Annotated in this window: 29 protein-coding genes; 4 read left to right on the forward strand and 25 right to left on the reverse strand. The window is 68.4% G+C overall.

The annotated features are described in order from the left end of the window. Nucleotides 1–94: 94 nt before the first annotated feature. The 10 genes from AP428_RS13650 to AP428_RS13695 form a co-directional block, all read right to left on the reverse strand. Nucleotides 95–1,099, reverse strand: a complete 1,005-nt coding sequence (locus tag AP428_RS13650) for an ABC transporter substrate-binding protein (RefSeq protein WP_027812877.1) — start codon at nt 1,097–1,099, stop codon at nt 95–97. Nucleotides 1,100–1,283: 184 nt separating this feature from the next. Next, nucleotides 1,284–2,066: a flagellar biosynthetic protein FliR gene (gene fliR, locus AP428_RS13655; RefSeq protein ID WP_027809606.1), complete on the reverse strand. Its 783-nt coding sequence runs from the start codon at nt 2,064–2,066 to the stop codon at nt 1,284–1,286. Nucleotides 2,067–2,091: 25 nt separating this feature from the next. Continuing rightward, entirely contained in the window at nt 2,092–2,364 is a 273-nt protein-coding gene (gene fliQ, locus AP428_RS13660) for a flagellar biosynthesis protein FliQ (RefSeq protein WP_006401718.1), read from the reverse strand. 17 nt (nt 2,365–2,381) lie between these two features. Then, on the reverse strand, nt 2,382–3,143 hold the full coding sequence (gene fliP, locus AP428_RS13665; RefSeq protein ID WP_006477229.1) for a flagellar type III secretion system pore protein FliP: 762 nt from the start codon (nt 3,141–3,143) through the stop codon (nt 2,382–2,384). A 36-nt stretch (nt 3,144–3,179) separates the two neighbouring features. Then, nucleotides 3,180–3,761, reverse strand: coding sequence for a flagellar biosynthetic protein FliO (gene fliO / locus AP428_RS13670; protein WP_054928195.1), 582 nt, complete (start codon nt 3,759–3,761; stop codon nt 3,180–3,182). Next, the gene (fliN, locus tag AP428_RS13675) at nt 3,758–4,246 is read right to left on the reverse strand and encodes a flagellar motor switch protein FliN (protein ID WP_011544466.1); all 489 of its coding nucleotides are present in this window, start codon (nt 4,244–4,246) and stop codon (nt 3,758–3,760) included. Before fliN ends, fliO begins: the two co-directional genes overlap by 4 nt. Further along, on the reverse strand, nt 4,239–5,237 hold the full coding sequence (fliM, locus tag AP428_RS13680) for a flagellar motor switch protein FliM (protein WP_006477232.1): 999 nt from the start codon (nt 5,235–5,237) through the stop codon (nt 4,239–4,241). Before fliM ends, fliN begins: the two co-directional genes overlap by 8 nt. Nucleotides 5,238–5,259: 22 nt before the next feature. Then, the gene (gene fliL / locus AP428_RS13685) at nt 5,260–5,760 is read right to left on the reverse strand and encodes a flagellar basal body-associated protein FliL (protein ID WP_023477391.1); all 501 of its coding nucleotides are present in this window, start codon (nt 5,758–5,760) and stop codon (nt 5,260–5,262) included. A gap of 234 nt (nt 5,761–5,994) precedes the next feature. After that, entirely contained in the window at nt 5,995–6,717 is a 723-nt protein-coding gene (locus tag AP428_RS13690; RefSeq protein WP_011544465.1) for an LrgB family protein, read from the reverse strand. Nucleotides 6,718–6,730: 13 nt separating this feature from the next. Then, entirely contained in the window at nt 6,731–7,204 is a 474-nt protein-coding gene (locus tag AP428_RS13695) for a CidA/LrgA family protein (protein WP_054928196.1), read from the reverse strand. A 141-nt stretch (nt 7,205–7,345) separates the two neighbouring features. Here AP428_RS13695 and AP428_RS13700 point away from each other — a divergent pair, with 141 nt between their 5' ends. After that, nucleotides 7,346–8,272 carry a LysR family transcriptional regulator gene (locus tag AP428_RS13700; protein ID WP_054928197.1) on the forward strand — a complete coding sequence of 309 codons (927 nt, stop codon included), beginning with the start codon at nt 7,346–7,348 and terminating at the stop codon, nt 8,270–8,272. A 24-nt stretch (nt 8,273–8,296) separates the two neighbouring features. Here AP428_RS13700 and AP428_RS13705 read toward each other — a convergent pair whose 3' ends face one another. From AP428_RS13705 to AP428_RS13720, 4 genes are all read right to left on the reverse strand, one after another. Then, nucleotides 8,297–8,683 (reverse strand): type II toxin-antitoxin system VapC family toxin, encoded by a 387-nt coding sequence (locus tag AP428_RS13705; RefSeq protein ID WP_006477237.1) that lies wholly within the window; start codon nt 8,681–8,683, stop codon nt 8,297–8,299. Then, nucleotides 8,680–8,928 (reverse strand): type II toxin-antitoxin system Phd/YefM family antitoxin, encoded by a 249-nt coding sequence (locus tag AP428_RS13710; protein ID WP_006477238.1) that lies wholly within the window; start codon nt 8,926–8,928, stop codon nt 8,680–8,682. Before AP428_RS13710 ends, AP428_RS13705 begins: the two co-directional genes overlap by 4 nt. Nucleotides 8,929–9,033: 105 nt before the next feature. Further along, nucleotides 9,034–10,596: a DHA2 family efflux MFS transporter permease subunit gene (locus AP428_RS13715; RefSeq protein WP_011544461.1), complete on the reverse strand. Its 1,563-nt coding sequence runs from the start codon at nt 10,594–10,596 to the stop codon at nt 9,034–9,036. A 176-nt stretch (nt 10,597–10,772) separates the two neighbouring features. Beyond that, the gene (locus tag AP428_RS13720) at nt 10,773–11,261 is read right to left on the reverse strand and encodes a MarR family winged helix-turn-helix transcriptional regulator (RefSeq protein WP_011544460.1); all 489 of its coding nucleotides are present in this window, start codon (nt 11,259–11,261) and stop codon (nt 10,773–10,775) included. 174 nt (nt 11,262–11,435) lie between these two features. Between AP428_RS13720 and AP428_RS13725 the strand changes: the two genes are divergently transcribed. Next, complete coding sequence (locus AP428_RS13725; RefSeq protein ID WP_082409373.1) at nt 11,436–11,723, forward strand: multidrug ABC transporter ATPase; 288 nt, start codon at nt 11,436–11,438, stop codon at nt 11,721–11,723. A gap of 284 nt (nt 11,724–12,007) precedes the next feature. Next, on the forward strand, nt 12,008–13,579 hold the full coding sequence (locus tag AP428_RS13730; RefSeq protein ID WP_054928199.1) for an efflux transporter outer membrane subunit: 1,572 nt from the start codon (nt 12,008–12,010) through the stop codon (nt 13,577–13,579). Nucleotides 13,580–13,610: 31 nt separating this feature from the next. Here AP428_RS13730 and AP428_RS13735 read toward each other — a convergent pair whose 3' ends face one another. Genes AP428_RS13735 through gspG form a run of 8 tightly spaced genes read right to left on the reverse strand, consistent with a single transcriptional unit; the run spans nt 13,611 to nt 19,592 of the window. Then, nucleotides 13,611–14,399, reverse strand: a complete 789-nt coding sequence (locus AP428_RS13735; protein ID WP_012327580.1) for a type II secretion system protein N — start codon at nt 14,397–14,399, stop codon at nt 13,611–13,613. A gap of 36 nt (nt 14,400–14,435) precedes the next feature. Further along, on the reverse strand, nt 14,436–14,942 hold the full coding sequence (gene gspM, locus AP428_RS13740; RefSeq protein WP_054928223.1) for a type II secretion system protein GspM: 507 nt from the start codon (nt 14,940–14,942) through the stop codon (nt 14,436–14,438). Continuing rightward, a complete protein-coding gene (gspL, locus tag AP428_RS13745; protein ID WP_054928200.1) occupies nt 14,939–16,312 on the reverse strand; it encodes a type II secretion system protein GspL in 1,374 nt (457 codons plus the stop codon). The genes gspM and gspL overlap by 4 nt, the downstream gene beginning before the upstream one ends. A gap of 26 nt (nt 16,313–16,338) precedes the next feature. After that, complete coding sequence (gspK, locus tag AP428_RS13750) at nt 16,339–17,448, reverse strand: type II secretion system minor pseudopilin GspK (protein WP_054928224.1); 1,110 nt, start codon at nt 17,446–17,448, stop codon at nt 16,339–16,341. A 2-nt stretch (nt 17,449–17,450) separates the two neighbouring features. Further along, nucleotides 17,451–18,149, reverse strand: a complete 699-nt coding sequence (locus tag AP428_RS13755) for a type II secretion system protein J (protein ID WP_125380906.1) — start codon at nt 18,147–18,149, stop codon at nt 17,451–17,453. Continuing rightward, nucleotides 18,127–18,534 carry a type II secretion system minor pseudopilin GspI gene (gene gspI / locus AP428_RS13760; RefSeq protein ID WP_063934015.1) on the reverse strand — a complete coding sequence of 136 codons (408 nt, stop codon included), beginning with the start codon at nt 18,532–18,534 and terminating at the stop codon, nt 18,127–18,129. The genes AP428_RS13755 and gspI overlap by 23 nt, the downstream gene beginning before the upstream one ends. Further along, the gene (locus tag AP428_RS13765; protein WP_054928202.1) at nt 18,531–19,100 is read right to left on the reverse strand and encodes a GspH/FimT family pseudopilin; all 570 of its coding nucleotides are present in this window, start codon (nt 19,098–19,100) and stop codon (nt 18,531–18,533) included. The genes gspI and AP428_RS13765 overlap by 4 nt, the downstream gene beginning before the upstream one ends. Nucleotides 19,101–19,139: 39 nt before the next feature. After that, nucleotides 19,140–19,592: a type II secretion system major pseudopilin GspG gene (gene gspG / locus AP428_RS13770; protein WP_006477246.1), complete on the reverse strand. Its 453-nt coding sequence runs from the start codon at nt 19,590–19,592 to the stop codon at nt 19,140–19,142. A 175-nt stretch (nt 19,593–19,767) separates the two neighbouring features. On the opposite strand from gspG, the gene AP428_RS13775 reads away from it, so the two are divergent. Beyond that, nucleotides 19,768–20,178 carry a type II secretion system protein N gene (locus AP428_RS13775; RefSeq protein ID WP_011544450.1) on the forward strand — a complete coding sequence of 137 codons (411 nt, stop codon included), beginning with the start codon at nt 19,768–19,770 and terminating at the stop codon, nt 20,176–20,178. A gap of 37 nt (nt 20,179–20,215) precedes the next feature. Here AP428_RS13775 and gspF read toward each other — a convergent pair whose 3' ends face one another. From gspF to gspD, 3 genes are read right to left on the reverse strand one after another with little or no spacing between them, the layout of a single operon-like run. Continuing rightward, entirely contained in the window at nt 20,216–21,433 is a 1,218-nt protein-coding gene (gene gspF / locus AP428_RS13780) for a type II secretion system inner membrane protein GspF (RefSeq protein ID WP_006477248.1), read from the reverse strand. A 4-nt stretch (nt 21,434–21,437) separates the two neighbouring features. Then, entirely contained in the window at nt 21,438–22,937 is a 1,500-nt protein-coding gene (gene gspE / locus AP428_RS13785; protein WP_006490004.1) for a type II secretion system ATPase GspE, read from the reverse strand. Beyond that, a complete protein-coding gene (gene gspD, locus AP428_RS13790) occupies nt 22,934–25,246 on the reverse strand; it encodes a type II secretion system secretin GspD (RefSeq protein WP_054928203.1) in 2,313 nt (770 codons plus the stop codon). The genes gspE and gspD overlap by 4 nt, the downstream gene beginning before the upstream one ends. Between the last annotated feature and the right edge of the window lie 256 nt (nt 25,247–25,502).

The raw sequence follows: 25,502 nt of genomic DNA on the forward strand, positions 1-25,502 counted from the left end.
GCCGCAGCGGGGCGGCGCCGGGCCGGTCAACCGGGCCGGAACGGGGAACGCACGGCGGCGGGATCGCCGCCGCCGGCGCGACTGCCGAGCCCGATTACTTCGCGTTCACGAAATCGTTCGTGTAGGTGCGCGCCAGGTCGATGTGCTTGCCCTTCACCGACGGGTTGAACGCCGACAGCACCTTCAGCACGATCGCCGGGCCGTCGGCCGGCATCTTCGCGTCGGCCGTATACATCGGCAGCGACGCCTTCAGCGCGGCCACGTACAGCGCCTTGTCCTTCTGGTAGTCGGCCGGCATCTTCGCGGCGATTTCCTCGGCGCTGTGCGTGTGGATGAACTGCATCGTCTTGGCGAATGCGTGCGCGAGCTTGGTCGCTTCCGCCTTGTGCGCATCGGCCCACGCCGACTGCACGTACAGGCTCGCGGCCGGGTAGGTGCCGCCGAGCGCGGCGCGCGTGCCTTCCAGCGTGCGCAGGTCGACCAGCACCTTCGCGTCGCCCATCTTCTCGAGCGCGGACACCGTCGGCTCGGTCGTCATCCCGGCGTCGATGCGGCCCTGCTTGATCGCGGCGATGAAGCTCGCGTCGGCGCCGACCGGCAGCATCGTGTACTGCGTCGACGGCACGCCGTGCTGCAGCGCGAGGTATTGGGTGAGGAAGCTCGTCGACGAGCCGAGGCCCGTCACGCCGAGCGTCTTGCCCTTCGCGTCGGCCATCGACTTGAAGGTCGGCGCGGCCTTGGTCGACACCATCTCGACTTCGCCCGGCACCTGGCAGAGCACGGCGATCGCCTTCACGTCCTTGCCCTTGCTCTGCAGGTCGACCGTGTGGTCGTAGAAGCCGACGACGCCCTGCACGGCGCCCGCGAGCAGCTCGTTCTCGGCGTCGACGCCGGCCGGCTGCGACAGCAGCTCGACGTCGAGCCCTTCGGCCTTGAAGTTGCCGAGCTCCTGCGTGAGCCGCGCGGGCAGGTAGATCAGCTTCGCGATCCCGCCGACCATGATCGTGATCTTGCCGCCGTCGTCGGCGAAAGCGGGGTGAGCGGCGAGCGCGCAGCTCAGGCTGGCTGCCACGGCGAGGGTGCGCAGGATAGGTCGCATCGGGGTCGTCTCCTTCGTTGTATTCGTATGGCGCGATGCGTGCTGCATCGTCATCACGAGTATAGGGAGGCGAAACCTTCTGCAACCTTTCGCGGGGTAGCGGTTCGTTTAGGGGTTTTCCAGCAACGGAGGGCGGAACGGGGCGACAGGCGCCGAAGCGAGTCGAAAGCGGCCGGCCGCGCGTCTAGCGCCAGCCGATCAACACCCGCCCCATCGCATCGAGCCCCATGTCGAACAGATGCGACACGAACGGCACGAGGTTCGGGATCATCAGTTGCACGAGCAACAGCCCGACGATCAGCGTTACGGGAAAGCCGATCTGGTACATGCCGATCTGCGGCGCCGCGCGGTTCAGGATGCCGAGCGCGAGGTTCGCGATCAGCAGCGCCACGACCACCGGCAGCGACAGCAGCAGCCCCATCTCGAACACGGTCGCGCCGAACGCGGCGAGCGTGCGCCAGCCCGGCGCGTGCAGCAGGTCGGCCGACACCGGCAGCGACTGGAACGACGCGGCGAGCGCCGCGAACATTTGCAGGTGGCCGTCCACCGCGAGGAACGCGAGCATCGCGACCGCGTTCAGGAACCGGCCCATCGCGGGCGTCGCGCCGCTCGAATGCGGATCGAAGAAGGTCGCGAAGCCGAGCCCCATCGACAGCCCGATGAAATCGCCGGCCGCTTCGACGGCCGCGAACACGAGCTGCATCGTGAAACCCATCGCGACGCCGATCAGGAATTGATTGACGAGGATCCAGATGCCCTGCGCGGAGAATACGGTGACGTCCGGCATCGCGCCGAGCGTCGGCGCGACGACGAGCGCCATGAACGCGGCGACGCCGATCTTCACGCGCACCGGCACGGCCGCGTGGCCGACCATGGGCGCCGTCGCGACCAGCGCGAGCATCCGCACGAACGGCCACAGGAACGCCGTGAGCCAGCCGTTGAGCTGCGCGTAGGTGACCGAGAACATACGGGAGAAGGGGGCCGAGCGCGGCTCAGCCGGCGCCGAGCGTCGCGACGTGCAGCAGCGTCTGCCGCAGGTAGTCGAGCATCGTCGTCAGCATCCACGGGCCGGCGATCACGAGCGTCGCAGCGACCGCGAGCAGCTTCGGGATGAACGACAGCGTCGCTTCGTTGATCTGCGTCGCGGCCTGGAACAGGCTCACGACGAGGCCGACCGCGAGCGCGACCAGCAGCAGCGGGGCCGCGAGCAGCAGGCCGACCATCATCGCCTGGTGCGCCAGCGTCATCACTTGTTCGGGCGTCATCGCGCGTGTTCCTCCGCTTAACTGAAGCTCTGCGCGAGCGAGCCGATCAGCAGCTGCCAGCCGTCGACCAGCACGAACAGCATCAGCTTGAACGGCAGCGACACGGTGGACGGCGACACCATCATCATCCCCATCGACATCAGCACGCTCGCGACGACCATGTCGATGATCAGGAACGGGATGAACACCGTGAAGCCGATCTGGAAGCCGGTCTTCAGCTCGCTCGTGACGAACGCGGGCACCAGCAGCGACAGCGGCACGTCTTCCGGGCCCTGCATCGGCGCGGCCTTCGAGATCTTCGCGAACAGCGCGAGATCGGTCTCGCGGGTCTGCTTCAGCATGAAGGTCTTGAACGGCGCGACGCCGCGCTGCACGGCCTGCTCCATCGGCATCGAGCCGTCGGAGAACGGCTTGTAGCCGTCGTTGTACGCACGGTCGAGCACCGGCGACATCACGAAGAAGGTGAGGAACATCGCGAGGCCGACGAGCACCTGGTTCGGCGGCGTCGTCGCGGTGCCGAGCGCCTGGCGCAGCAGCGACAGCACGATGATGATGCGCGTGAAGCTCGTCATCATCAGCAGCATCGCCGGCAGGAACGACAGCATCGTGAGCAGCAGCATCGTCTGCACGCTCAGCGAATAGGTGGTGCCGCCGTGCGGGCCCGGGCTCGCGTTGAACGCGGGCAGGCCGTTCGCCTGCGCATACGCGAGCGCCGGGGCGAGACAGAGGATCAACACGGGCGCGACGCGCGCCGCGTGACGCAGGAATGCGTGTTTCATCGGAATGCGGAGACTGGAAGAGGGCGCGGCGCCATGTCAGCGGTCCTTGCCGCGCCCGAGGCGTTTCGCGGCTTCGCCCGCGAGCGCGTCGCGAAACCGCGAGCCGAACGTGCCGGGCAGGCTGGCGTCGGACGAAGTGCCGCCGACGGACGCGTCGGCCGGGGCCGAGCCCGCAGTCGCCGTCGCGGTGGCCGCCACCGAACCGGCCGGCAGCGTATGCAGCAATCGCACGTTGCCCGGCGCGACGCCGAGCACGAGCCAGGTATCGCCGATCTCGACGATCGTCGCGCTTTCCTTCGCGCCGAGCCCCACGCTCGACACGACCTTCAGCGGGCCGCCGCGCCGCGCGGGCTGGAAGCCGAAGCGGCGGGCGAGCCATGCGCACGCGAACACGAGGCCGATCACGACCGCGAGCCCGACGAGCGTCTGCAGCACCGCGCCGATGCCGAGCGACGGCGCGGCCGAACCGACCGTCACGCTCGACGCGATCGAACCGGGGTGGTTCACCGCGTTCATGTCGGCGGCGCCGGCCGGCGCGCATGCGAGCGACGCGACAGTGGCGAGTGCCGCCGCCGCAATCGCGCGGCACGCGCGCCGGCCGGACATCACGACGTTCATCGATTCAGCTTCCGGATGCGTTCGGCCGGCGTGATGATGTCGGTGAGGCGAATACCGAACTTGTCGTTGACCACCACGACTTCGCCCTGCGCGATCAGGCAGCCGTTCACGAGCACGTCCATCGGCTCGCCGGCCATGCCGTCGAGCTCGACGACCGACCCCTGCGCGAGCTGCAGCAGGTTGCGGATCGCGATCTTCGTGCGGCCGAGCTCCACGGTCATCTTGACCGGGATGTCGAGGATCATCTCGATGTCGTTGTGCGTCGAGCTCGCCGCGGCCTTCGACAGCGGCTGGAACACGCCGGCGCCCGTCGCGCCCGCCTGCACCGGTTGCTCGTTCTGCTCGGCGAGCGCGGCCGCCCAGTCGTCCATGCCCGGATCTTCCTCGGCCGCGGCCGGCGCCTTCGCGTCGGCGGCCGACGCCGCGAGGGCCGCATCGGCCATCGCCTGGATGTCGTCGTCGGGCGTCTGGTTCAGCTCACTCATATCCACCTTCCTTCATCGAATCGCTCGCGCCGATCATCTTCTGCACGCGCAACGCATATTGACCATTGAAAATTCCGTAGCCGCATTCCATCACCGGCACGCCGTCGACCTTCGCGGTGATCGTGTCCTCGATCTCCAGCGGCAGCACGTCGCCCGCGCGCAGGTTCAGGATCTTCTCGAACGTCGACGAGATCTCGGCGAGATTCGCGGTCAGCTCGACTTCCGCGGCCTGCACCTGCTGCGACAGCACGCGCACCCAGCGGCGGTCGACTTCGAGCGCCTCGCCCTGGATCGGCGAGCTGAGCACGTCGCGGATCGGTTCGATCATCGAGTACGGCATGCAGATGTGCAGCGTGCCGCCGGTCGGCCCGAACTCGATCGAGAACTGCGTGACGATCACGATCTCGTTCGGCGTCGCGACGTTCGCGAACTGCGTGTGCATCTCCGAGCGCACGAATTCGAACTGCAGCGGCCGCACGCTCTTCCACGCGGTCGTGTAGTGCTCGAACACCAGGTTCAGCAGCTTGCCGATGATCCGCTGCTCGGTGGCCGTGAAGTCGCGGCCCTCGACGCGCGTGTGAAAGCGCCCGTCGCCGCCGAACAGGTTGTCGACGACGAAGAACACGAGGTTCGGGTCGAACACGAACAGCGACGTGCCGCGCAGCGGCTTCACGTGCACCAGATTCAGGTTGGTCGGGATCGGCAGGTTGCGGGTGAATTCGCTGTACTTCTGCACCTTCACCTGGCTGACGGAAATTTCCGCCGTGCGCCGCATGAAGTTGAAGATGCCGATCCGCAACAGGCGCGCGAAGCGGTCGTTGATGATCTCGAGGCCGGGCATCCGGCCGCGGACGATCCGCTCCTGCGTCGCGATGTTGTAGGGGCGGACGCCCGATGTGTCGCGCTGCTCGTCGACTGCATCGGTTTCGCCCGTGACGCCCTTGAGGAGGGCATCGACCTCCTCCTGGGACATGAACTCCTGGTGACCCATACGCGCTCCTTTCGCGGCCGCGTTACTGGACGACGAACTCGGTGAACAGGACGTCGTCGACCTTCGCGCGCTGGTTGCCCGGCTGCGTCGGCTGTTCGATCAGCTCCCGCAGCTCCGTCGCGAGCGAACGCTTGCCCTCCGGCGTCGCGAGCTCCTCGGGATGCTTGTTCGACAGCGCGAGCAGGATCCGGCTGCGGATTTCCGGCATCCGCGCGGTCAGTTGCTCCTGCGCCTTCGGATCGGTGAGCTTCAGCGACAGGCCGACGCGCAGGTAGTGCTGCGCGCCGTCGTCGGACTGCAGGTTCACGGTCAGCGGGTCGAGCGGGAAGAACACCGGCGCGGCAAGCGGCGCCGGCTCGGCGGGCGCGCTCGGATGGCCGACGCCTGCCTTGTTCAGGAACACGTACATGCCGCCGGCGGCGGCGGCAGCCGCGCCCAGCGCGATGACGGCGATGAGCGCGATGCGCTTGAACTTGCCGGACGAAGCCGGCTTGTCGGCGGTCGGAGTTGCAGTCGTGGCCATGTGAATGCGTGCGTGATGTCTCGTAGCATGCATTGTTCGGCATCCGGGCCGAGGCCGATGGGCGGAAAAGAGGGGGGAATTGCGGCTATCTCAGCCGATGGTCGGCCGGGTGCCGGCGCGATGTCGCGCAGGAATGCAGAGGAGGAAACGCTCAGGCGGGGGGCGGCTGGCGGGAACCGGGCCGTCAGGCGGAAAGCGCGGCAGGGCGGCCAGCGGCGCCCGCCCGCACTTCTGTCAGATCGGCAGCAGCGTGAGCAACGGCGCGATCAGCACCATCGCGACGCCCGCGATCATCATCGTCAGGCTCGACACGACGCCTTCCTCGTTGCCGATCTCGCGCGCCTTCGCGGTGCCCACGCCATGGGCGGCCGCGCCGAACAGCGCGCCGCGCGCGAGCCGCGTGCGCATCGGCACGAGCGCCAGCACGAGCTCGCCGAGCAGCATCCCGCAGATGCCGGTCGCGATCACGAACAGGGCGGTGAGATCCTTCGGCGCGTGGATCTTGTCCGACACGGCGAGCGCGAACGGCGTCGACACCGAGCGCGTCATCAGCGAGCGCTGCAGCTCGGGCGACAGGTGCAGCAGCTTCGCGAGCAGCAGCGACCCGCATACGCCCGCGGCGATCCCGACCGCGACGCCGACCGACAACGACAGCCAGTGGCGGCGGATCAGGTCACGATAGTCGTAGATCGGCACCGCGAACGCGATCGTCGCCGGGCCGAGCAGCCACATCAGCCAGCGCGTGTCGCGGAAATAGACCGAATACGGGATGCCGGTCAGCAGCACGAGCAGCACCAGCACGCCCGGCACGAACACGAGCGGCGAGAACAGCAGCGTCTTCTTGTACGCGTAGAGCCGCTTCGACGCGAAATACAGCACGATCGTCAGCACGAAGCAGCCGACGGAGATCGCGGTATTCACCCGGTCGGCGGGCAGGTTCGATAGCGCGGCGAGCATGGCAGGCTCCCGCTCAGTGAGCGACGGCGCTCAGGCGCGCGCGGCGGCGCTCGGCGAACACGCGCTGCGCGGCGAGCCGGCGTTCGAGTTTCGCGGCCAGATCGACCGCGACGGCCACCGCGACCATCACGAACGCGGTGCCGGCGAGCATCACCAGCGCGATGCGCCAGCCGTCCTCGCGGAACAGCCCGCCGTACTGCACGGCCGCGACGGCGGCCGGCACGAAGAACAGCAGCATGTCGGACAAGAGCCAGTTCGCGCCGTCCTTCACCCATGCCGGGGCGACGCGGCCCGAGAACAGCAGCACGAGGAGCACCGCGAGGCCGATCACGCCGGACGGAATCGGCAGCCCGACCGTGCGCACGGCCCAGTCGACCGCCATCCACAGCACGCCGAGCGCGGTGGCCTGCAGCACGATCCGGCCCGTGTGCGCGAGGCTGCCCGAAGCGACGGGGCGGGCGGCGGCAGTGGCGGTCGGCTTGTTCATGGCTGGCTCCATACAGATGTTTCTGTCAATGGAGCAAGTATAGGGTTTCCCCTAACCATAAATAAAATGACTTGTCTCTATCCTTGTCATTCCAATTCGGAATTCGCTTGCATTCAGCCGCACCAATTTGGGGAGTGATCGATGGAATTGCGCGCGTTGCGGTACTTCGTCGAGGTAGTTCGCCAGCAGAGCTTCACCGCGGCGGCCGACAGGCTGTTCGTCACGCAGCCGACCATCAGCAAGATGGTGAAGGCGCTGGAGGACGAGATCGGTTCGCCGCTGCTGCTGCGCGACGGCCGGCAGATGGTGCTGACCGACGCCGGGCGGATCGTGTTCCAGCGCGGCCAGGACGTGCTCGCCGCGCAGGCGCAGCTGCAGTCGGAGCTGAACGATCTCGGCACGCTCGGGCGCGGCGAGCTGACGATCGGCATCCCGCCGCTCGGCGGTTCGCTGTTCACGCCGATCATCGCCGCGTACAAGCAGCGCTACCCGAACATCGAGCTGAAGCTGTTCGAGCAGGGCGCGCGGATGATCGAGGCCGCGCTGATGTCGGGCGAGCTGGAACTCGGCGGCCTGCTGGAGCCGGTCGATCCCGGCACGTTCGAGCGGCTGCCGATGGTGCGCGCGCCGCTGTGGCTCGTCGCGCCGCGCGAGTCGCGCTGGGAGGAGCACGCGGCCGTGCCGCTCGCGGATCTCGCGCGCGAATCGTTCGTGTTCTATGCGGAAAGCCTCGCGCTGCACGACGCGGTGCTCGATGCGTGCCGGCAGGCCGGCTTCACGCCGTCGATCGTGAGCCGCAGCGGCCACTGGGATTTCATGGCCGCGCTCGTGCATGCGGGCGTCGGCATCGCGCTGCTGCCCGAGCCGTATTGCCGGCGGCTCGACGCGAGCCAGTTCACGTGCCGGCCGATCGTCGAGCCGGAAATCACGTGGGCGATCGCGCTCGGCTGGCTGAAGAAGGGCTACCTGTCGCATGCGGCGCGCGCGTGGCTCGACGTCGCGCGGGCGACGCTGCCGCTCGCGCCGGCCGACGATCTGGCGTTCGGGGGATTGCGGGCGAGGGAGTGACGGTTGCGCCCCCGCTCAGCGTGATCAGACGTGCCGAATCGGGCCCGGATACCGGGCAACCGTATGGTCGTGCGTGAGAAACGTAACGCCTTCTGCAATCGCCTGGGCAATCAGCAGCCGATCGAACGGATCGCGATGCACCAGCGGCAGTTGCTCGACTGCGAGGACATGTGCGCTCGTGATCGGCAATTCGACGTAGCCGGCGTCGAGCAGATTGCGACGCAGCACGTGCGGATCGACCTGAAAATCATTGCGATCGAGCCCACGCTTGATCACGATCTCCCAGAGACTCGCGACGCTGAACAACAGGGTATAGGCGGGATCCTCGATGAGCGTACGGGCTCGATCGGGCAATTCGGTCGCGTCCGCGGCCGCCCAAAGAATCAGGTGCGTGTCGAGCAGCAGTTTCACGCGTCGCCCTCGAACAGCTTCCGGATGGCATCGTCACCCATCGTATCGAAGTCGGCCGGCACCACGATTTGACCCTTCATGAAACCGATCCGCGCCGGCCGCGTCGCCTCGGGCGCATCGATCGGCACAACCTTGACGAGCGGCTTGCCGGCCTTCGCGATCACGAACGGTTCACCCGCGTGAACTGCCTCGTCGATCAGACGCGACAGGTTCGTCTTCGCGTCATGCATGTTGTAGGTCTGCATGGCATCCCTCAAATAAACTAAGTTCAGTCAGTGTTCTAGCTTAGTTCATATAGAGAATGCCCGCAAGACCTGTCGTCGGCTGCATACAGGGCTGCTCGCGCCCCCTCAATGCCCCATCGCGGGCCCCGCGCCCTTCTTCGGCTTCGTGATCCACACGAGCGCCGCGAGTGCGACGAACACGCCCGCCGACAGATGGAAGAAGTCGTTGGTCGCCATCATGAAGCCTTGCTGCGTGACGAGCTGGTTGAGTTGCGCATTGGCCGTCTGCCCGACGATGCCGAGCTGCGCGAGCGCGCCCTGGTAGTCGGTCGTGTTCTGCGCGTAGATGCTCACCGATTCCGACAGCCGCGCATGATGGTAGATCGCGTCGTTCTCCCAGAACGTCGAGCTGGCCGCGGTGCCGATCGCGCCGGACAGCGTGCGCAGGAAGTTCGACAGCCCCGATGCGCTCGCGAGCCGCTCGTCGGAGATGCTCGACAGCGTGATCGTCGTCATCGGCACGAAGAAGCACGCGACGCCGATGCCCTGCACGAGCCGCGGCAGGATCACGTGGTTGAACGGCACGTCGAGCGTAAACGTCGCGTTCCACAGCGACACGCCCGCGAACACGATGAACGCGAAGCTCGCGACCATCCGCAGGTCGAGCCGGTGCATGTTGCGGCCGATCAGCGGCGACAGCACCAGCGCGAGCAGCCCGACCGGCGCGGTCGCGAGGCCGGCCTTGCCGGCCGTGTAGCCCATCACCGTCTGCAGCCATAGCGGGAAGATCACGACCGAACCGAAGAACGCCATGAAGCCGAACGAGATGATCAGCGCGCCGAGCGCGAAGTTGCGGTCCTTGAAGAGCGACAGGTCGACCACCGGCTCCTTCTCGGTCGCCTCCCACACGAGCATGAACGCGAGCGACACGACCGCGATCAGCGCGAGCGCGACGATGAAGGTCGAGTTGAACCAGTCGCGGTCCTTGCCGAGGTCGAGCATCATCTGCAGGCACGACACGCCGATCACGAGCAGCGCGAGGCCGATCGCGTCGATCCGCTGCTTCGACGTCTTCGTCTCGCGGCCGCGCAGCAGGAAATACGCGCAGGTCGCCGAGAACACACCGATCGGCAGGTTGATGTAGAAGATCCACGGCCACGTGTAGTTGTCGCTGATCCAGCCGCCCAGCAACGGGCCGAAGATCGGCGCGACGATCACCGTCATCGCCCATAGCCCGAGCGCGAGCCCGCGTTTCGCCGGTGGGTAGCTGCGCATCAGGATCGTCTGCGACAGCGGCACCATCGGCCCGGACACGAGGCCCTGCAGCAGCCGGAACGCGATCAGCGTCTCGAAGTTGGTCGCGAAGCCGCACAGCGCCGACGCGATCGTGAACGCGAGCACCGACAGCGTGAACAGGCGCACCTCGCCGACCCGGCGCGCGAGCCAGCCGGTCAGCGGCACCGCGATCGCGGACGCGACCGAATACGACGAGATCACCCACGTGCCCTCGCTCGTCGCGACGCCGAGGCTGCCCGAGATGGTCGGCACCGCGACGTTCGCGATCGACGTGTCGAGCACTTCCATGAAGGTGCCGAGCGCGAGCCCGACGGTCAGCAGCGCGAGTGCGCCGCCGGTCAGCGGCGCCGGTTCGGCAGCAGGGGAGGGGGCGGATGCCGTGGTGGCGGACATCGGAATCTCCTAGACGCGGCGCGCGCGACGCGCCGGCACAACGCACGGGCGCGCGACGCAGCGCGGCCCGGCCGGGTGGAAGGAAAAAGGGGAAAAGCGGAGCGGGTGCCTTGTCATCTTCTGCCCAGACAGAGAAATAAGCGAGTGTTTAACCTAGACATGGGGCTCCGCGCGCGTCAGCAGTCGGGTTCGTCGGGCTTCGGGCAGCCGGTCGAACCGGGCCCGTTGGCGATGAAGCGTTGCAGCAGGCCGGTGAGCGTCGCGAGTTCGTCGGCCGAGAAGCCTTCGAGCTGCGCGTTGAGCACGGTCGCGACCAGCGACGGCAGCGCGCGGGCGGCTTCGATGCCGCGTTCGGTCAGCGTCAGCTCGATCATCCGGCGGTCCTGCTCGCTGCGCGCCCGTGCGATCAGCCCCTTGCGTTCGAGCCGGTCGAGCATGCGCGTCATCGAGCCGCTGTCGTACGACATCTTGCGCGACAGTTCGAACGGCGTGCGCGCGTAGCCGCGCGACAGCAGCAGGATCACGCCGATCTGCTGCGCGGTGAGGTCGAACGGCTCGAGCGCGCGATCCATCCGCTCGACGAGCGCCTGCTTCGCCTTCGACAGGTAATAGCCGAGGCTCGTTTCCAGCGCGATGTTCTCGGGATCGTAGAGGCCGCCGGTCATACGATTGCGCGCGCAGCAATAGTGCGTTTCGGGTTAAAACGCGCCCAGTATCTTGAAAAATGATTGCTTAGTCAATATTATTTGAGTCAACCAGTTACGACGTGCATGTTGCACTGCCGGAGACTATGTTCTGACCGATTGGCCCGCGCTGCCGGGCACCCGAGGATGTTCGCGATGCTGTTCCTGAAAAATGCCGCCGGCGCGCTGTGCCGCAACCTGACCGATACCGCTCATCATGTGTTCTCCGGCCCGCACCGCGGCTGGAAGATCGCGCTGTACGTGACGATGCTGGTCGTGCCTGGCGGCTCGCTCGCGGCGCTCGGGTTCGCATGGTTCGATCATCGCCGGCAGCGCAACGCGAAAAATGCCGCCCGCCGCACGAGCCAGCCGGCCGCGACGGAGCCGTCGACATGGCGGGCTGCCGCCGCCGAACCCGTCCCGGTGCCCGTGCGCTGCCACTGACGCCGCAGCACTCCCGCCGCTGTCCGCACGATCCCGCCTGATCGCCGGCCGCGTCACGCGCGGCCGGTGCCGTACGCCGATTCGCCCGCCCGTTTTCCCGCAAGCTGGCCGTAATGGCCGGTAAACCGGCCGGCCGCGCCGGTAACACATTCCGGCTGCCGCGCACCGTACCCTTAGGGCTGCGCAGCTTTCCCGCCGTCAGTTACCATTTGTCCGCCAGCGGCATGACGACCGCATCGCGCGGCGCCGCTCGCCGGCCGTCACGCCCAGACAGGAAAACCACCATGCCGTACGCCTCCCTCCCGCGCGCCGTTCGCCCGCTGAGCGCCGCCGTCGCCATTGCGACGGCCGTGCTGCTCGCCGGCTGCGCCGTCGGGCCCGACTATCACCGCCCCGACACGTCGATCCCCGCCGCGTTCAAGGAAGCGCCGGCCGGCTGGAAAGTCGCGCAACCCGCCGATCGCGCCGACCGCGGCGCGTGGTGGACGGTCTACAACGATCCGCAGCTCGATGCGCTGATCGGCAAGCTCAACGCGTCGAACCAGACCATCGCGCAATCGGCGGCCGCCTACCGGCAGGCGCGCGCGCTCGTCACCGAGGCGCGCGCCGCGTATTTCCCGACCGTCGGGCTGACCGCCTCGGGCTCGCGCGCACGGACGCCGCGCACGTCGCTGTCGTCGGGTTCGTCGTCGAATTTCGGCAGCGGGTCGACCGGATCGATCAACAACAGCTACAGCGTCGGCCTCGACGCCAGCTGGGAACCCGACCTGTGGGGCAAGGTGAGCCGCACCGTCAGCGCGCAGCGCGCCGGCGAAGCGGCCGCCGCGGCCGACCTCGCGAACGCGCGGCTGTCGCAGCAGGCGCTGCTCGCGCAGACCTATTTCCAGTTGCGTACGTCCGATGCGCTGCAAAAGCTGCTCGACGACACCGTGAAGTCGTATGAACGCTCGCTGCAGCTCACGCAGAACCAGTACGCGCAGGGCGTCGCCGCGCGCGCCGACGTGATCCAGGCGCAAACGCAGCTGCAGAGCGCGCAGGCCGCGCAGATCGACAACGGCGTCGCCCGCGCGCAGTACGAGCACGCGATCGCGACGCTGATCGGCGAGCCCGCGTCGACCTTCTCGCTGCCGCCGAACCCGCTCGCGGCCGAGCCGCCGGTCACGCCGGTCGACGTGCCGTCCGCGATCCTCGAGCGCCGGCCCGACATCGCGGCGGCCGAGCGCCGCGCGGCGGCCGCGAACGAGCAGATCGGCGTCGCGATCTCGGCGTTCTTCCCCACGCTCACGCTGTCGGCCACCGGCGGCTTACAGAGCTCGGTGTGGTCGCAGCTGTTCACGCTGCCGGCGCGCTTCTGGACGGTCGGCCCGCAGCTCGCGGCCACGCTGTTCGACGCGGGGCTGCGCGCCGCGCAGACCGACGCCGCGCGCGCGACCTACGACCAGGACGTCGCCGCCTATCGCCTCGCGGTACTCACCGCGTTCCAGGACGTCGAGGACAACCTCGCGTCGCAGCGCATTCTCGCGCAGGAAATCGACGTGCAGCGGCAGGCGGTCGACAGCGCCGAGCACGCGCTCGCGATCGTCACGAACCAGTACAAGGCCGGCACGGTCGCGTACCTGAACGTGCTGACCGCGCAGACCACCGCGTTCACCGCGCAGCAAAAGCTCGCGACGATCGCCGGGCAGCGGATGGTGTCGTCGGTCGGGCTCGTGAAGGCGCTCGGCGGCGGCTGGAACGTATCGGAGATGGCGCACGAGAACGGCGACATGGCGGCGCCGGCGCCCTTGCCGGCGTCCGGTGCGGCCGCGCCCGCGGCCACCGCACCGTCGGCCGCCGCGCCGCTCGCGCAGAAGTAGAAAGGGAAGCGGGCGACGCGCGCAATCAGAATCAGCGCTGCGCGTCGCCGAAGATCAGCGACACCTGGTTGTTGCCGATCGGGTGGCCGAGCAGGTTCAGCAGTCCGGCGAGGTTTGCCTGCTGCTCCGGCGCCGCATGCGCGGTCCCGCGGAACGATCCTTGGCCGGGGCCGAAGCTGCCGTGCCCGTCGAGGAACAGCGGGCCCTGCGTCGTCGACAGGTCGAGATCGGCGCCCGCGCCCTTCGCCTGCAATACCGCGCGGTACGAACCGAGCGGCTTCACGCGCGACACGCGCGAACTCATCGAATCGATCGTCACCGTCAGCTGGCCGAACGCGTTGTTGCCGATCAGCCGCCAGTCGCTCCAGCCGAGCCGCACGTCGCCCTGCAGGTCGAGCGTGTTGAACGGCGTGCCGAGCCCGGTGAGCAGCGACGCAGGCACGGCCATCGTGCCCGCCGACAGCACCGCGCCGCGCCACGTCGCATCGAGCGTGACCGCATCGGGCATCGCTTCGGTCTGCCGCATGCGCATCTGAACACGCCCGGTCAGCAACGGCCAGAAGCGCGTGGTCCATTCGACCCGGCCCGGCAGCAGCGTCGCCGCGCTCTGGTCGGCGCCCGGCGCGAGCATCAGCGTGCCGGAGCCGTGCCACAGCGACCCGTCCGGATCGGCGAGATTCACGTGGCCGCCGGTCGCACGCGCGAACTGCGGCGCGATCCACGCGGCCGGCGCGAGCGCGACGAGCGTCACCGCCGTGGCCAGGCCGCCTGCCAGCACCCACGGCAACACGGTGACGAGCCGTCTCACCCACGGCCGCATCGGCCGGCCTTCGTTTGCGTCATTCACCGCCGTCATCTATTTCTGGACGGAAGGTTGCATCACGGCCGTCAGATCGACCTGGCCGTCTTCCTTCAGCGCCGTGGCATGCGCCTCGCCGACCTGCACCTTGAACTGCCGGCGCGCATCGTCGAGCCACTGGGTCCATGCCGGGAACGACACGTTCTTCATCTGGATCTGCACGCCGTTGCCGACGATCTGCACCTGCGCGCCCTGCAGCCCGTGATCGGACAGCGATGCAGTGAGCGCATCCTTCAGCGCGAGGCCGGTCGGCGCGACACCCTGCGCGGCGGCAGCCAGCGACTTCGCCTCGTTCGCCTGCGCGGTCATCTGCGCGAGTTCGTGACGCATCGCCGGCAGTTCGCGCTGAATCCGCGCGCGGCCTTCCTGCGCGGGCGACCACAGCACCGAATACGCAATCGCGACCGCCAGCACGGCGCCGCCCCAGCCGAGCAGCGTCTTCTCGCGCGGCGTGCGCTCGCCCCAGAACTGGGCCAGCGTCTGGTTCAGTTGTTCGGTTTTCATGAGCGGCTCCGGATCGTCCATTTGCCCGTGTTGCTGTCGACTTCGCCGGACAGTCCGTTACGCGCGAGGCGCTGCGTGAAATCGGGATCGACCTTGACCTCCGGCTTGAAGCCGACGTCGAGCCGCCGGTCGTGATAGTCGAGCGACGCGATGCCGTTCAGCGGCAGCGCGCCCATCGAGCGCGACAAGCCGCTCGATAGCGCGAGGAAATCGTTCGGCGACAGCTCGCCGGCAGCGAGCCGAAGCTGGTCGAGCTGGCGCTGCATCTGCGCGGGCGGATCGAGCACGGTGGTCGTCTTCGGGAAGGCAGACAGCAGCGTCTCGGTGATCTGCGCGGACAGCGCATCGCGCTCGCGCGACAGCTTCCACCAGTGCAGGTTCATCCCGATCACCGCGACGCCGAGCGTCGCCGCGGCCAGCGCGATCGGTACGCGCAGGCGCTTCACCGTCGCGCGGTCGAAGCGCCACGGCTGCGATTCGAATTCGAACTGGCACAGATCGAACGGTTCGGTCAGCGCCCGGCGCGCGAACGTGTCGAACGACAGCGGCGCGGCGCCCGGCAGCAGCGGCGCGTCGGTGCGGCCGACCGACGCGAGCCGCGGCTCCGCGCCCGGTTCGCCGAGTTCGTACAGTTCGACGTCACCGCCGCCCGCGAGCGCGGCCAGCGTGCCGGCCGCGCGCGATGCGGGCGCCGCGAAGCCTTCGCCGAGCGCGCCGCGCGCGACCGCCAGTTCGAGGCGCGGCGCCCCGGCCGCGGCCGGCAGCGCGCCGGCTTCGACGAGCACCGGTTCGACCGCCGTCGCGAGTCCGAGCACCGCGGCGACCGTCGGCGGGCGGGCAGGCGGCTCGGTGACGTCCGCGACGAGCGCGGCGGCGTCGGTGGGCTCGCCGTCGGCCGGCACGGCGGAGCCCGCGTCGGCCGACGCGCGCGGCGCCGGCAGGCAGCGGGTCGCGGGCACCGCGCTCAGGTGCCGGTGGCCGGCCGCGGTGAACGCGTCGCAGATCGTGCGGAACCATGCGCGGTCGACGACGGCCAGCACGCGGCGCCCGTCGGGCAGCGCGGCCGGATCGAGCGCGATGTGGCAGCCGAGCGGGTCCTGGATCAGCTGATCCTCGACGATGTTGGGCAGCGCCTGGCGCAGCTTCGGCCCCTTCAGCGGCGGCACGGTCGCGGCCAGCAGCAGCACGTCGCGCGCGGCGACGATCAGCACCGTCGCGTTCGCGCGCGGCAGCAGCGCGAGCGCGGCGCGGCCCGCGCGCTGCACCTGGCCGGCCTTGTCGACGAGCGTGAACGGCAGCTCGGGCCACTGCCATTCCTGCAACGGCACGGCAGGCTCGCGCGGCGGCAAAGAAACAATCAACGTGCTCACAAGAGCTCCTCTCCCGATTGGCGTCGTTATAGCTGGTCGCGGATGCGCACGACCCGCGTCGAGTGCGTGGTCGGATCACGATACACGAGCGAGGTGCGGTCGACCTCCGCGCGTTCGTGCTGAATCCGGCCATGCACGATGAAATAGCTCGAATTGACGTCGACGAGGCTCGAGTCGATCGTCACGTTCGGCGGCGCGCCGGCGCCGCGCAGCGCGAGCTGCACGTCGCCCACGTTGCGGAAAAATACGGTCTCGCGGCGCGACACGAGCGCCTGCGCGGACGACACGCTCATCCCCGGTATCAGCGCGGCGATCACTTCGGCCGGTGCGGTGTTCATGTTCACGGGCGTGGTGGTCGGCAGCACCGTGACGAACGGGCGCAGCCGCGCGACCATCTCCGGCGTCACGCCGTCGACGTCGAGCAGGCTGTCGACGCGCGTCATCATCAGCGGCGCGGGTCCGCGGTCGCCGCCGGCCATGCCAGGATCGTCGGTGAAGCCGCTGCCTTGCATGTCGCCGCTCGTCACCGGCGCGGTCGCGGCGTTCGCGGCGGTCCCGCCGCCGCCGGGCAGGTTCGGCATCTGGAACCGCGTGGCCGAATGCAGCAGCCCCGCGCGCACCTGCAGCGCGATGCGCTTCGCGAACGCGCTGTCGTAGCCGAGCGTCGTCAGCAGGCGCTGGAACGCCTGCATCTGCGTGACGTTCAGTTGCAGCACGCCGGGCGCCGGCGACGACACGAGGTTGCGCAGGTTGAACTTCGCCTGCGCGTCCTCGATCGAGCCGGACAGATAGGTGTCTTCGGCGTCCGTGTCGTTCGGTGCGCCGATCCGGCCGAGGAAATCCGACAGCTTCGTCTTCGCGATCGGCACGCCCCAGATCCCGCCGAGATAGGTGATGCCGGGCGCCGTGTCGCCTTCGGAACGCAGGATCATCCGGGTCCAGTCGAGCGCGCCGCGCGCGACCCACTGCGCCTGCGCGATCACGCGCTGGTTCTCGATGCGGCGGATCTGAACCTGCTGGCGCCACAGCATCCCCGACACGAGGATCGCCGACAGCGCGACCACGAGCAGCGCGGTGATGATCGCGGCGCCGCGCTGGCGGCGGGCAGGCATTCGACGGAAAGGGCGCGCGCGCATCGTCATTCCCCGACGAGGAAGATGCGCGTGATCGGCACGCGCAGCGACGTCGCGCCGATGCTGACCTGCAGCCCGGTCACCGCGCGCGCCGGCGGCGCGTTGCCGATCTGCGGCACCTTGAGCGCGTCGTTGTTCTGCGCGAGCGCGTCGTCGGCCGTCTGCAGGTTGGTGGTCCAGCCCACGCGCGGCACGTACAGCTTCGCGTCGATCGCGCCGACGCCGCCCATCAGCGCGACCCAGCTCCAGCCGTCGACGCTGCTGTCCTTCAGCACGGTGCGCAACCGGTTCGTGTCGTCGATCGGCGGCGATGCGTAGCGCACGACGCGCCCGCCGGCGATCCGGTAGCGGACCACCTGCAGCCGCGGCGCGACGCCCGGCACGTCGAGTTCGCGCACGATCTGCAGCGTATTGCCGGCGACGCCGATCGCCGGCTGGCCGGCCTCGTCGTCGGTCGCGGCGAGCCGCGCGTCGATGCGCATCTGGTCGAACATCTGCGCGAACACGCGCTCGTCCTCCATCGCGGCCGCGACCTTGTCGCGACCGCGCATGATCTGGTCGAGCCCGCGCCACGCGAGAATCGCGACCACTGCGAGGATCGCGATCGCGATCATCAGCTCGATCAGCGTGAAGCCGCGGGCAGCACGGGACGAGGGGGCGGACGCGCGGCGCATCGGCGCGTCAGAGCGGACGGCTGGTTTCATTCGCGACCACCGTCACCATCTGCGCGAGCACGCCGGCGCGGCCGGGCATGCTCACCGAAATCCGCACGCGCCGGAACACCGGATTCGGCGTGGTGCTCACGCGCTGCGTGCAGACGAGCTGCACGTTGCCTTGCGAGCAGTCGAAACTCTGTTCGCCGACCTCCGGCCACGCATGCGTGAGCCGCAGCTGCGCGAGCGCATTGTCGGCGCTCCAGCCGGCGAGCAGCCGGCGATGCAGCTCGGACGCGTTGGTCGCCATCGTGCCGACCGCGCGGATCGACGCGGCGAGCGCGACCGCGATGATCGCGAGCGCGACCAGCACCTCGATCATCGTGAAGCCGCAGGCGGAAGAAACGGGGAAGGGCAGGCGACGACGCATCGTCATTGCACCTCGTAGCGGCCGTTGCCGGTGCCGACGATCGTCGCGCTGCCGGCGGCCGAATGCAGCGTCACGCGCACCGGCGTGTCGATGCTCTCGGTGCCGAACACGACGCGGCTCGCGCGCGTGTCCGACCCCGGGTAATCGATGTCGGCGCCGGTGACGCCGCCGTCCCAGTCGCGCGGACGCAGCAGGTCGTCGCGCAGCGTGCGCCAGCCGTCGGGCGAGCTCACGTCGAACTGGAAACCGTGCGCGGTCGGCTGCCACGCGATCGGCCGCGCGCGCACCTGCGCTTCGTCGCCGGCCGTCTCGAACAGCAGCGCGATACGCTGCGCTTCCTCGCGCAGGTCGGTGCGCGGATTGCGCGTCAGCGACAGCGATGCGAGCGACACGAGCAGCCCCGCGATCACCAGCACGACCAGCATTTCGAGCAGCGTGAAGCCGCGCGTGCGACGTCGTGCCGCGCCGTGCTTCATCAGGCCGCCATCGGCACGTGCCAGTACGAACGGCACCGCACCGCGACGCACACGGCAATCGCGGCCGCAGCGGGAGGTCGTGCGAATGGCGAGCATGAAGAACGGGAATGAAACGTCGGGCCGATCAGTGCCGGCCTATTGCCACGAGCCGATGTCGGTATCGTTGCCGTCGCCGCCTTCCTTGCCGTCGGCGCCGTAGCTGAACACGTCGATCTCGCCGTGCACGCCCGGGTTCAGGTACTTGTACCCGTTGCCCCACGGATCGTTCGGCAGGCGCTCGAGATAGCCGCCGTCCTTCCAGTTGTTCGGGATCGGATCGGTGGTCGGCTTCTGGATCAGCGAATTCAGGCCCTGCTCCTGGGTCGGATAGCGGCCGTTGTCCAGACGGTACAGCTTGAGCGCCTGCATGATCGTGCCGATGTCCTGCTTCGCGGCGATGCGGCGCGCCTCGTCTGGGCGGCTCATGATCTTCGGCACGATCAGCGCTGCCAGGATCCCGAGGATCGCGACCACCACCATGATCTCGATCAGCGTGAAACCGCGCTGACGACGCACGGCCGCGTTGCGGCGAGTGATCCACGTTTGCATGACTGACTACCTCTTTCCAAAAAATGTCGTCGATTGAGTGACGCACCCGGCGCACCGGACGATTGCCTGACGGCAACCTTCCGGACCGGCGGGCGCGGAGCACGCATTGTAAGGCGCGCATCGCCGAGGGCTTTCACCCAACGCAAATTTCATATACATCCGTACAATAGCGCGCATGAACGCGCTCTCGATCCGGATCCTTTCCCTCGCCCTCTTCGCGGGTTTGTGCGCGACGGCCACCTACTGGGTCGTCACGCTGTCCGCTCGCGAAGCGCCGCTGCCCGCCGCCGCCGCGCGGCTGCCGATCCGCACCGAGGACGCCGCGGCGCTCTTCGGCGGTCAGCTTGACAAGAATCCCGTCCAGGACATCCACCTGTTCGGCATTCTCGCGCTTGACCACGGCGGCGCCGCGATCGTCAGCGTCGGCGGCGAACCGCCGCGCGCCGTGTCGCTCGGCGCGGACGTCACGTCCGGCGCGAAGCTCGCCGAAGTCCGCCCGCGCTCGATCATCGTCGACCGCAACGGCGCCCGCGCCGAAATCCAGCTCCCGGCGAACACGCCGTCCCCCGCGATCTACATGCGCTGAACGGCGGCGGCCCGGCAAGCAGAATCGGGCCGCTCCGTCACTGCACCATGTTGTTCAGCTCGATGATCGGCAGCATCACGGCCAGCACGATCACGAGCACGATGCCGCCCATCGCGAGGATCAGCAGCGGCTCCAGCAGGCTCGTCAGGAACATCGTTCGGCGCTCCAGCTCGCGCGCTTCGCCTTCGGCCGCGCGATCCAGCATCGTCGTCACGTCGCCCGTCGCCTCGCCCGAACGAATCAGGTGCACGAGCACCGGCGGAAACGTCTTCACGTTGTTCAGCGCGCGCGACAGCGCGGAGCCTTCGCGCACGCGCACGATCGCGTCGTCGATGTTCGCGCGCATCGCGCGGTTCGACAGCGTCTCGCCGGCCGCCTGCAACGCGCGCAGGATCGGCACGCCGGCCGCGGTGAGAATGCCGAGCGTGCTCGCGAAACGCACCGTGTTGTAGCCGCGCACGAGCTTGCCCGCGAGCGGCGCGGTCAGCACCCAGCGATCGAACGCGAGCCGGGGCCCGGCGCGCGACAGCGTCGCCTTCACGAACCACACGATGAGCGCGACCGCGATCAGGATCGCCCACCACCAGTGCCGCACGAATTCCGACAGCGCCATCATCACGACCGTGAGGATCGGTAGCTGCTGCTTCGTGCTCGCGAACACGTTGACGACCTGCGGCACGACGTAGCTCAGCAGGAACGTGACGATGCCGAATGCGATCAGCGTGACGATGCCCGGATACGTGAACGCCAGCAGGATCTTCTGCTTGAGCGCATTGCTCTGCTCGATGTAGTCGGCCAGGCGCGACAGCACGATGCCGAGCTTGCCGGTGTGCTCGCCCGCGGCAACGAGTGCGCGGTAGATTTCCGGAAAATCGCGCGGATGCTGGCCGAGCGCATTCGCGAGCGAATGGCCGCCGAGCACTTCCGCGCGGATCGCGGCCATCAGTTCGCGGATGTAGTCGCGCTCGGCCTGCTCGGTCAGCACGCCGAGCGCCTCGTCGAGCGGCAGCCCGGCGATCAGCAGGCTCGCGAGCTGGCGCGTGAGGATCGCCTGTTCGCGCTGCGACAGCTTGCGGCCGAACGCGAGCCGCTGCGAACGCGCGCCGCGCGTCGCGCTCGCGGCCGGCTCGACGACGAGCGGCGTGAGCCCCTGCGTGCGCAGCTGGCCGCGCGCGGCGCGCGCGCTGTCGGCATCGATGACGCCTTTCTGCGCGCGTCCCGCCGCATCGATTGCTTCGAAACGGAATGCCGGCATCGCGCTATGCGCCTCCCGTCACGCGCAGCACTTCCTCGAGCGACGTCGCGCCGGACGCGAGCCAGCGCTCGGCGTCGTCGCGCAGCGTGCGCATGCCTTCCGCGCGGCCGGCGGCCAGGATCTCGGCATCGGCCGCGTTGCGGTGAATCAGCGAGCGGATCGAATCGTCGATCACCAGCAGTTCGTACACACCGCGCCGGCCCGCATAACCAGAATGTCCGCACTTCGCGCAGCCGACCGGATGCCACACGGTACGGCCGTCCTCATGCCGCTCTTCCTTGCAGACCGGGCAGAGCTGGCGCACGAGGCGCTGCGCGAGCACGCCGAGCAGCGACGACGCGAGCAGGTACGGCTCGACGCCCATGTCGGTCAGGCGCGTGACGGCGGACGCCGCGTCGTTCGTGTGCAGCGTCGCGAGCACGAGGTGGCCCGTCAGCGACGCCTGCACCGCGATCTGCGCGGTTTCGAGGTCGCGGATTTCGCCGATCATGATCACGTCCGGGTCCTGGCGCAGGATCGAGCGCAGCGCGCGGGCAAAGGTCATCCCGATCCGCTCGTTCACCTGCGTCTGGCCGATGCCGGACAGGTCGTATTCGATCGGGTCCTCGACGGTCATGATGTTGGTCGTCGCGGTTTCGAGCCGCGACATCGACGCGTACAGCGTGGTCGTCTTGCCCGAACCGGTCGGGCCGGTGACGAGCACGATGCCGTGCGGGCGGCCGATCAGCTTGTCGAACTGGACGAGCGTGTCGCGGCCCATCCCGAGCGCTTCGAGGTTCAGGCGCTGCGCATCCTTTTCCAGCAGACGCAGCACCGCGCGCTCGCCGTGCCCGGTCGGCAGCGTCGACACGCGCACGTCGACCGGCCGGCCGCCGACGCGCAGCGTGATGCGGCCGTCCTGCGGCAGGCGCTTCTCCGCGATGTCGAGCTGCGCCATGATCTTGATCCGCGAGATCAGCGCGCCGTGCAGCGCCTTCTTCGGGCGCACGACGTCGCGCAGCGTGCCGTCGACGCGAAAGCGCACGACCGACGCATTCTCGAACGGCTCGATGTGAATGTCCGACGCCTGTTCGCGCGCCGCTTGCGTGAGCAGCGCGTTGATCATCCGGATGATCGGCGCGTCGTCTTCCGATTCGAGCAGATCCTCGACTTCGGGGATGTCCTGCATCAGCCGCGACAGGTCGACTTCACCTTCGACCTCGCCGACCACCTGCGCGGCGCTGCCGTCCTGGCGCGCGTAGGCCTGGTTGATCGCCTGCGCGAGCTCGTCGGCCGGCACGCGATGCACGGCGATCGAGCCGAAGTTGCGCGCGATTTCCGCGAGCGCGGCGTCGCTCGTGCGTTCGCTGATCCACACCTCGAGCGTGTCGTCGAGCTGATGCGCGATCAGCACCTGGCCGCTCTTCGCAAAGCCGTACGGCAGCAGGCGCGCGGCGAGCGGCGACGGCGGCTGGCGTTCGCCCGGCGCGCCGTCGTGGGCGGAGGACGCGAGCACGTCGCTCACTGCGAGGCTCCCGGCGCGGTGGTCAGCGGCTGCGCGGGCGTCGCCTCCGGCAGCGGCTGGGCCGGCACGGGCGCCACCTGGCGCTGCAACTGCTGGCGACGCATCTTGTCGAGATCGAACAGGTTGCCTGCGGCCGTGCCACCCTGGCTCGGACCGATCGGCATCGGCGGGACGACCGGGTCGTCCTTGTCGCGGATCACGTTGTTGTCCGACTTGTACGCACCCGTCACGCCCTGGATGTAGTCGTAGCGGTTCGACGTGACTTCCTGCGCGGTGCTGCGATCGGAAATGATCACCGGACGCAGGAACACCATCAGGTTGGTCTTCGCGCGCACCTTCGATTCCGAACGGAACAGCTGGCCGATCCACGGAATGTCGCCGAGCAGCGGCACCTTGCTGTTCGACACCTGGTAGTTGTCCTGCATCAAGCCGCCGAGCACGATGATCTCGCCGTTGTCGGCCAGGATCGTCGACTGGATCGAGCGCTTCGTGAAGGTCGGGCCGGTCTGCGAGTTGGTGGTGCCGTTGACGACGGCCGAATCCTCGGTATAGAGCTGGAGCTTCAGGATTCCGCCGTCGGTGATCTGCGGCTTCACGTGCAGCGTCAGGCCGACGTCGCGGCGATCGTACGTATTGAATGCGTTGCTGGTCGTGCCGCTCGTCAGGTTCGAATACGAGCCGGTCGCGATCGGCACGTTCTGGCCGACCACGATCTTCGCTTCCTCGTTGTCGAGCGTGATCAGGTTCGGCGTCGACAGCACGTTCGCGTCGCTCACGCCCGCGAAATACTGGAGCAGCGCGCCGAGCCCCTGTACGCCGAACATGTTGTGCAGCCAGCCGATGTTGAGGCCTTGGGACAGCTGCCCGAGATTGGACGCGAGGCCGCCGCCGGTGATCCCGCCGGCGGCGTTGGTCAGGCCGCCGGCCGTCAGGTTGATGATGCTGTTGCCCAAACCGTTGCCAGCCGTCGGCGCCAGGTTCGTGCCGCCGAGAAACTGGCCGCTCGCGACCTGCCACTGGATGCCGAGGTTGCCCTGCGTCGTCGAGTTCAGCTCGACGATCAGCGCTTCGATATAGACCTGCGCACGCCGTGCGTCGAGCTGGTCGATCACCGAGCGCAGGTTCCGGTACACCGGATCGGACGCGGTGATGATCAGCGAGTTGGTGGCCGAGTCGGCCTGGATCATCCCGCCCGGCTGGTTGTCGTCGCCGCTCTTGTCCTTGTCACCGCCGAGCAGGCCGCCGGTACCGAGGCCACCGCCGGACGAGCCGCCGCCATACCCGGACGACGACGACGAACCGCCCAGGCCGCCCGACGGCAGCGGCGGGGTGCCCGACGTGCCGGTCGAGAAGTTGCCGCTCGACGACGAGCCGCCGTTCTGGTTGAAGCTGTTCGCATCGTTGGACGACGCCGACGAGCCGCTGTCGTTGCCGCCCTTGCCGAGCATCCCGCGCAGCGTCTTCGCGAGCTTCACCGCATCGGCGTTGCGCAGCGGCACGACGTGCATGTTGCCGGGCACCGCGCTCGGCGCGTCGAGCTGCTGCACGAGACGCTTCGCGGCCGCGAGGCGCGACGCGTTCGACGCACGCAGCAGCAGCGCGTTGGTGCGCGGGTCGGCCGTGACCGATACCTTCAGCGTGGCGTCGCTGTTGCCGATCGCGCCCGGATCGAGCATTTTCTGCAGTTGCGCGGCGAGGTCGATCGCGTTCGCGTTGCGCAGCGGCACGACCTGCACCTGCGCGCCCGCGGCGCTGTCGACGCCCGAGATGATCTGCGCGATGCGGCGCACGTTGTCCGCATAGTCGGTCACGACGATCGTGTTGTTCGCCGGGTAGGCCGTCACCGTGTTGTTCGGCGAGATCAGCGGCCGCAGCACGGGCAGCAGGTTGTTCGCCGATTCGTTGTGCAGCTCGAACACCTGCGTGATCACCTGGTCGCCGCGCGCCTGCGGCGCATTGCCGATGTAGGTCGGCACGCCCTGCAGCTTCGCGTCGGCTTCCGGCACGACCTTCAGCACGCCGTGATCCTGCACGAGCGCGAAGCCCTGCATGCGCAGCGCCGACTGCAGCGTCTTCAACGCCTGGTCTTCCGGCACCGGCCGTTCGGCCACGAGATTGAGCTGCCCCTTCACGCGGGGGTCGACGATGATGGTCTTGCCGGTCGCGGCGCCGATCGCTTTCGCGACCTGGTCGATATCCGCATTCACGAAATTGAGCGTGACCTGAGCGTAGGCGGCCTGCGAGACGATGATGCCTGCCACGAGCAGGGTCGTGGCGATACGCCGCATAACGAAGCGATTTCTTGTCATGGATGAATGGGTCGATGCCGGCTCAGGCCACTTCCGGCGGTAGTGCTGGGATCCAAGTCCGAAAGAGGCGACATTAGCAGTTTTTCATGTCCGAAATATCACATTGATCCGAAGACTGTCTCACATACGACAGGTATCCGACGAATCGTATGCAAGATGTAAGGATAGATGTAACCCTCCGCATGCCGGCCCTCTCCCTGGTTTTCGCGATGAACCGACACGGAAATGCGGTATAACCGGGCTGCCGTATTCCTGC

Origin of the sequence: Burkholderia sp. E168m22 (assembly GCF_001319805.1) — a bacterium.
Classification (GTDB): Bacteria; Pseudomonadota; Gammaproteobacteria; order Burkholderiales; family Burkholderiaceae; genus Burkholderia; species Burkholderia orbicola.

Coding starts and splice junctions, on each gene's coding strand:
- AP428_RS13715 (WP_011544461.1), bottom strand. CDS start 10,596: ATGTCCGCCACCACGGCATCCGCCCCCTCCCCTGCTGCCGAACCGGCG.
- AP428_RS13735 (WP_012327580.1), bottom strand. CDS start 14,399: ATGCGGCCGTGGGTGAGACGGCTCGTCACCGTGTTGCCGTGGGTGCTG.
- AP428_RS13720 (WP_011544460.1), bottom strand. CDS start 11,261: ATGACCGGCGGCCTCTACGATCCCGAGAACATCGCGCTGGAAACGAGC.
- AP428_RS13725 (WP_082409373.1), top strand. CDS start 11,436: ATGCTGTTCCTGAAAAATGCCGCCGGCGCGCTGTGCCGCAACCTGACC.
- fliN (WP_011544466.1), bottom strand. CDS start 4,246: ATGAGTGAGCTGAACCAGACGCCCGACGACGACATCCAGGCGATGGCC.
- fliR (WP_027809606.1), bottom strand. CDS start 2,066: ATGTTCTCGGTCACCTACGCGCAGCTCAACGGCTGGCTCACGGCGTTC.
- AP428_RS13775 (WP_011544450.1), top strand. CDS start 19,768: ATGAACGCGCTCTCGATCCGGATCCTTTCCCTCGCCCTCTTCGCGGGT.
- gspF (WP_006477248.1), bottom strand. CDS start 21,433: ATGCCGGCATTCCGTTTCGAAGCAATCGATGCGGCGGGACGCGCGCAG.
- AP428_RS13730 (WP_054928199.1), top strand. CDS start 12,008: ATGCCGTACGCCTCCCTCCCGCGCGCCGTTCGCCCGCTGAGCGCCGCC.
- fliO (WP_054928195.1), bottom strand. CDS start 3,761: ATGAACGTCGTGATGTCCGGCCGGCGCGCGTGCCGCGCGATTGCGGCG.
- gspK (WP_054928224.1), bottom strand. CDS start 17,448: ATGCGCGCGCGCCCTTTCCGTCGAATGCCTGCCCGCCGCCAGCGCGGC.
- gspM (WP_054928223.1), bottom strand. CDS start 14,942: ATGAAAACCGAACAACTGAACCAGACGCTGGCCCAGTTCTGGGGCGAG.
- AP428_RS13695 (WP_054928196.1), bottom strand. CDS start 7,204: ATGAACAAGCCGACCGCCACTGCCGCCGCCCGCCCCGTCGCTTCGGGC.
- AP428_RS13690 (WP_011544465.1), bottom strand. CDS start 6,717: ATGCTCGCCGCGCTATCGAACCTGCCCGCCGACCGGGTGAATACCGCG.
- fliQ (WP_006401718.1), bottom strand. CDS start 2,364: ATGACGCCCGAACAAGTGATGACGCTGGCGCACCAGGCGATGATGGTC.
- fliL (WP_023477391.1), bottom strand. CDS start 5,760: ATGGCCACGACTGCAACTCCGACCGCCGACAAGCCGGCTTCGTCCGGC.
- gspD (WP_054928203.1), bottom strand. CDS start 25,246: ATGACAAGAAATCGCTTCGTTATGCGGCGTATCGCCACGACCCTGCTC.
- AP428_RS13755 (WP_125380906.1), bottom strand. CDS start 18,149: ATGAAACCAGCCGTCCGCTCTGACGCGCCGATGCGCCGCGCGTCCGCC.
- AP428_RS13710 (WP_006477238.1), bottom strand. CDS start 8,928: ATGCAGACCTACAACATGCATGACGCGAAGACGAACCTGTCGCGTCTG.
- gspG (WP_006477246.1), bottom strand. CDS start 19,592: ATGCAAACGTGGATCACTCGCCGCAACGCGGCCGTGCGTCGTCAGCGC.
- AP428_RS13650 (WP_027812877.1), bottom strand. CDS start 1,099: ATGCGACCTATCCTGCGCACCCTCGCCGTGGCAGCCAGCCTGAGCTGC.
- gspI (WP_063934015.1), bottom strand. CDS start 18,534: ATGACGATGCGTCGTCGCCTGCCCTTCCCCGTTTCTTCCGCCTGCGGC.
- fliP (WP_006477229.1), bottom strand. CDS start 3,143: ATGAAACACGCATTCCTGCGTCACGCGGCGCGCGTCGCGCCCGTGTTG.
- AP428_RS13765 (WP_054928202.1), bottom strand. CDS start 19,100: ATGCTCGCCATTCGCACGACCTCCCGCTGCGGCCGCGATTGCCGTGTG.
- AP428_RS13700 (WP_054928197.1), top strand. CDS start 7,346: ATGGAATTGCGCGCGTTGCGGTACTTCGTCGAGGTAGTTCGCCAGCAG.
- fliM (WP_006477232.1), bottom strand. CDS start 5,237: ATGGGTCACCAGGAGTTCATGTCCCAGGAGGAGGTCGATGCCCTCCTC.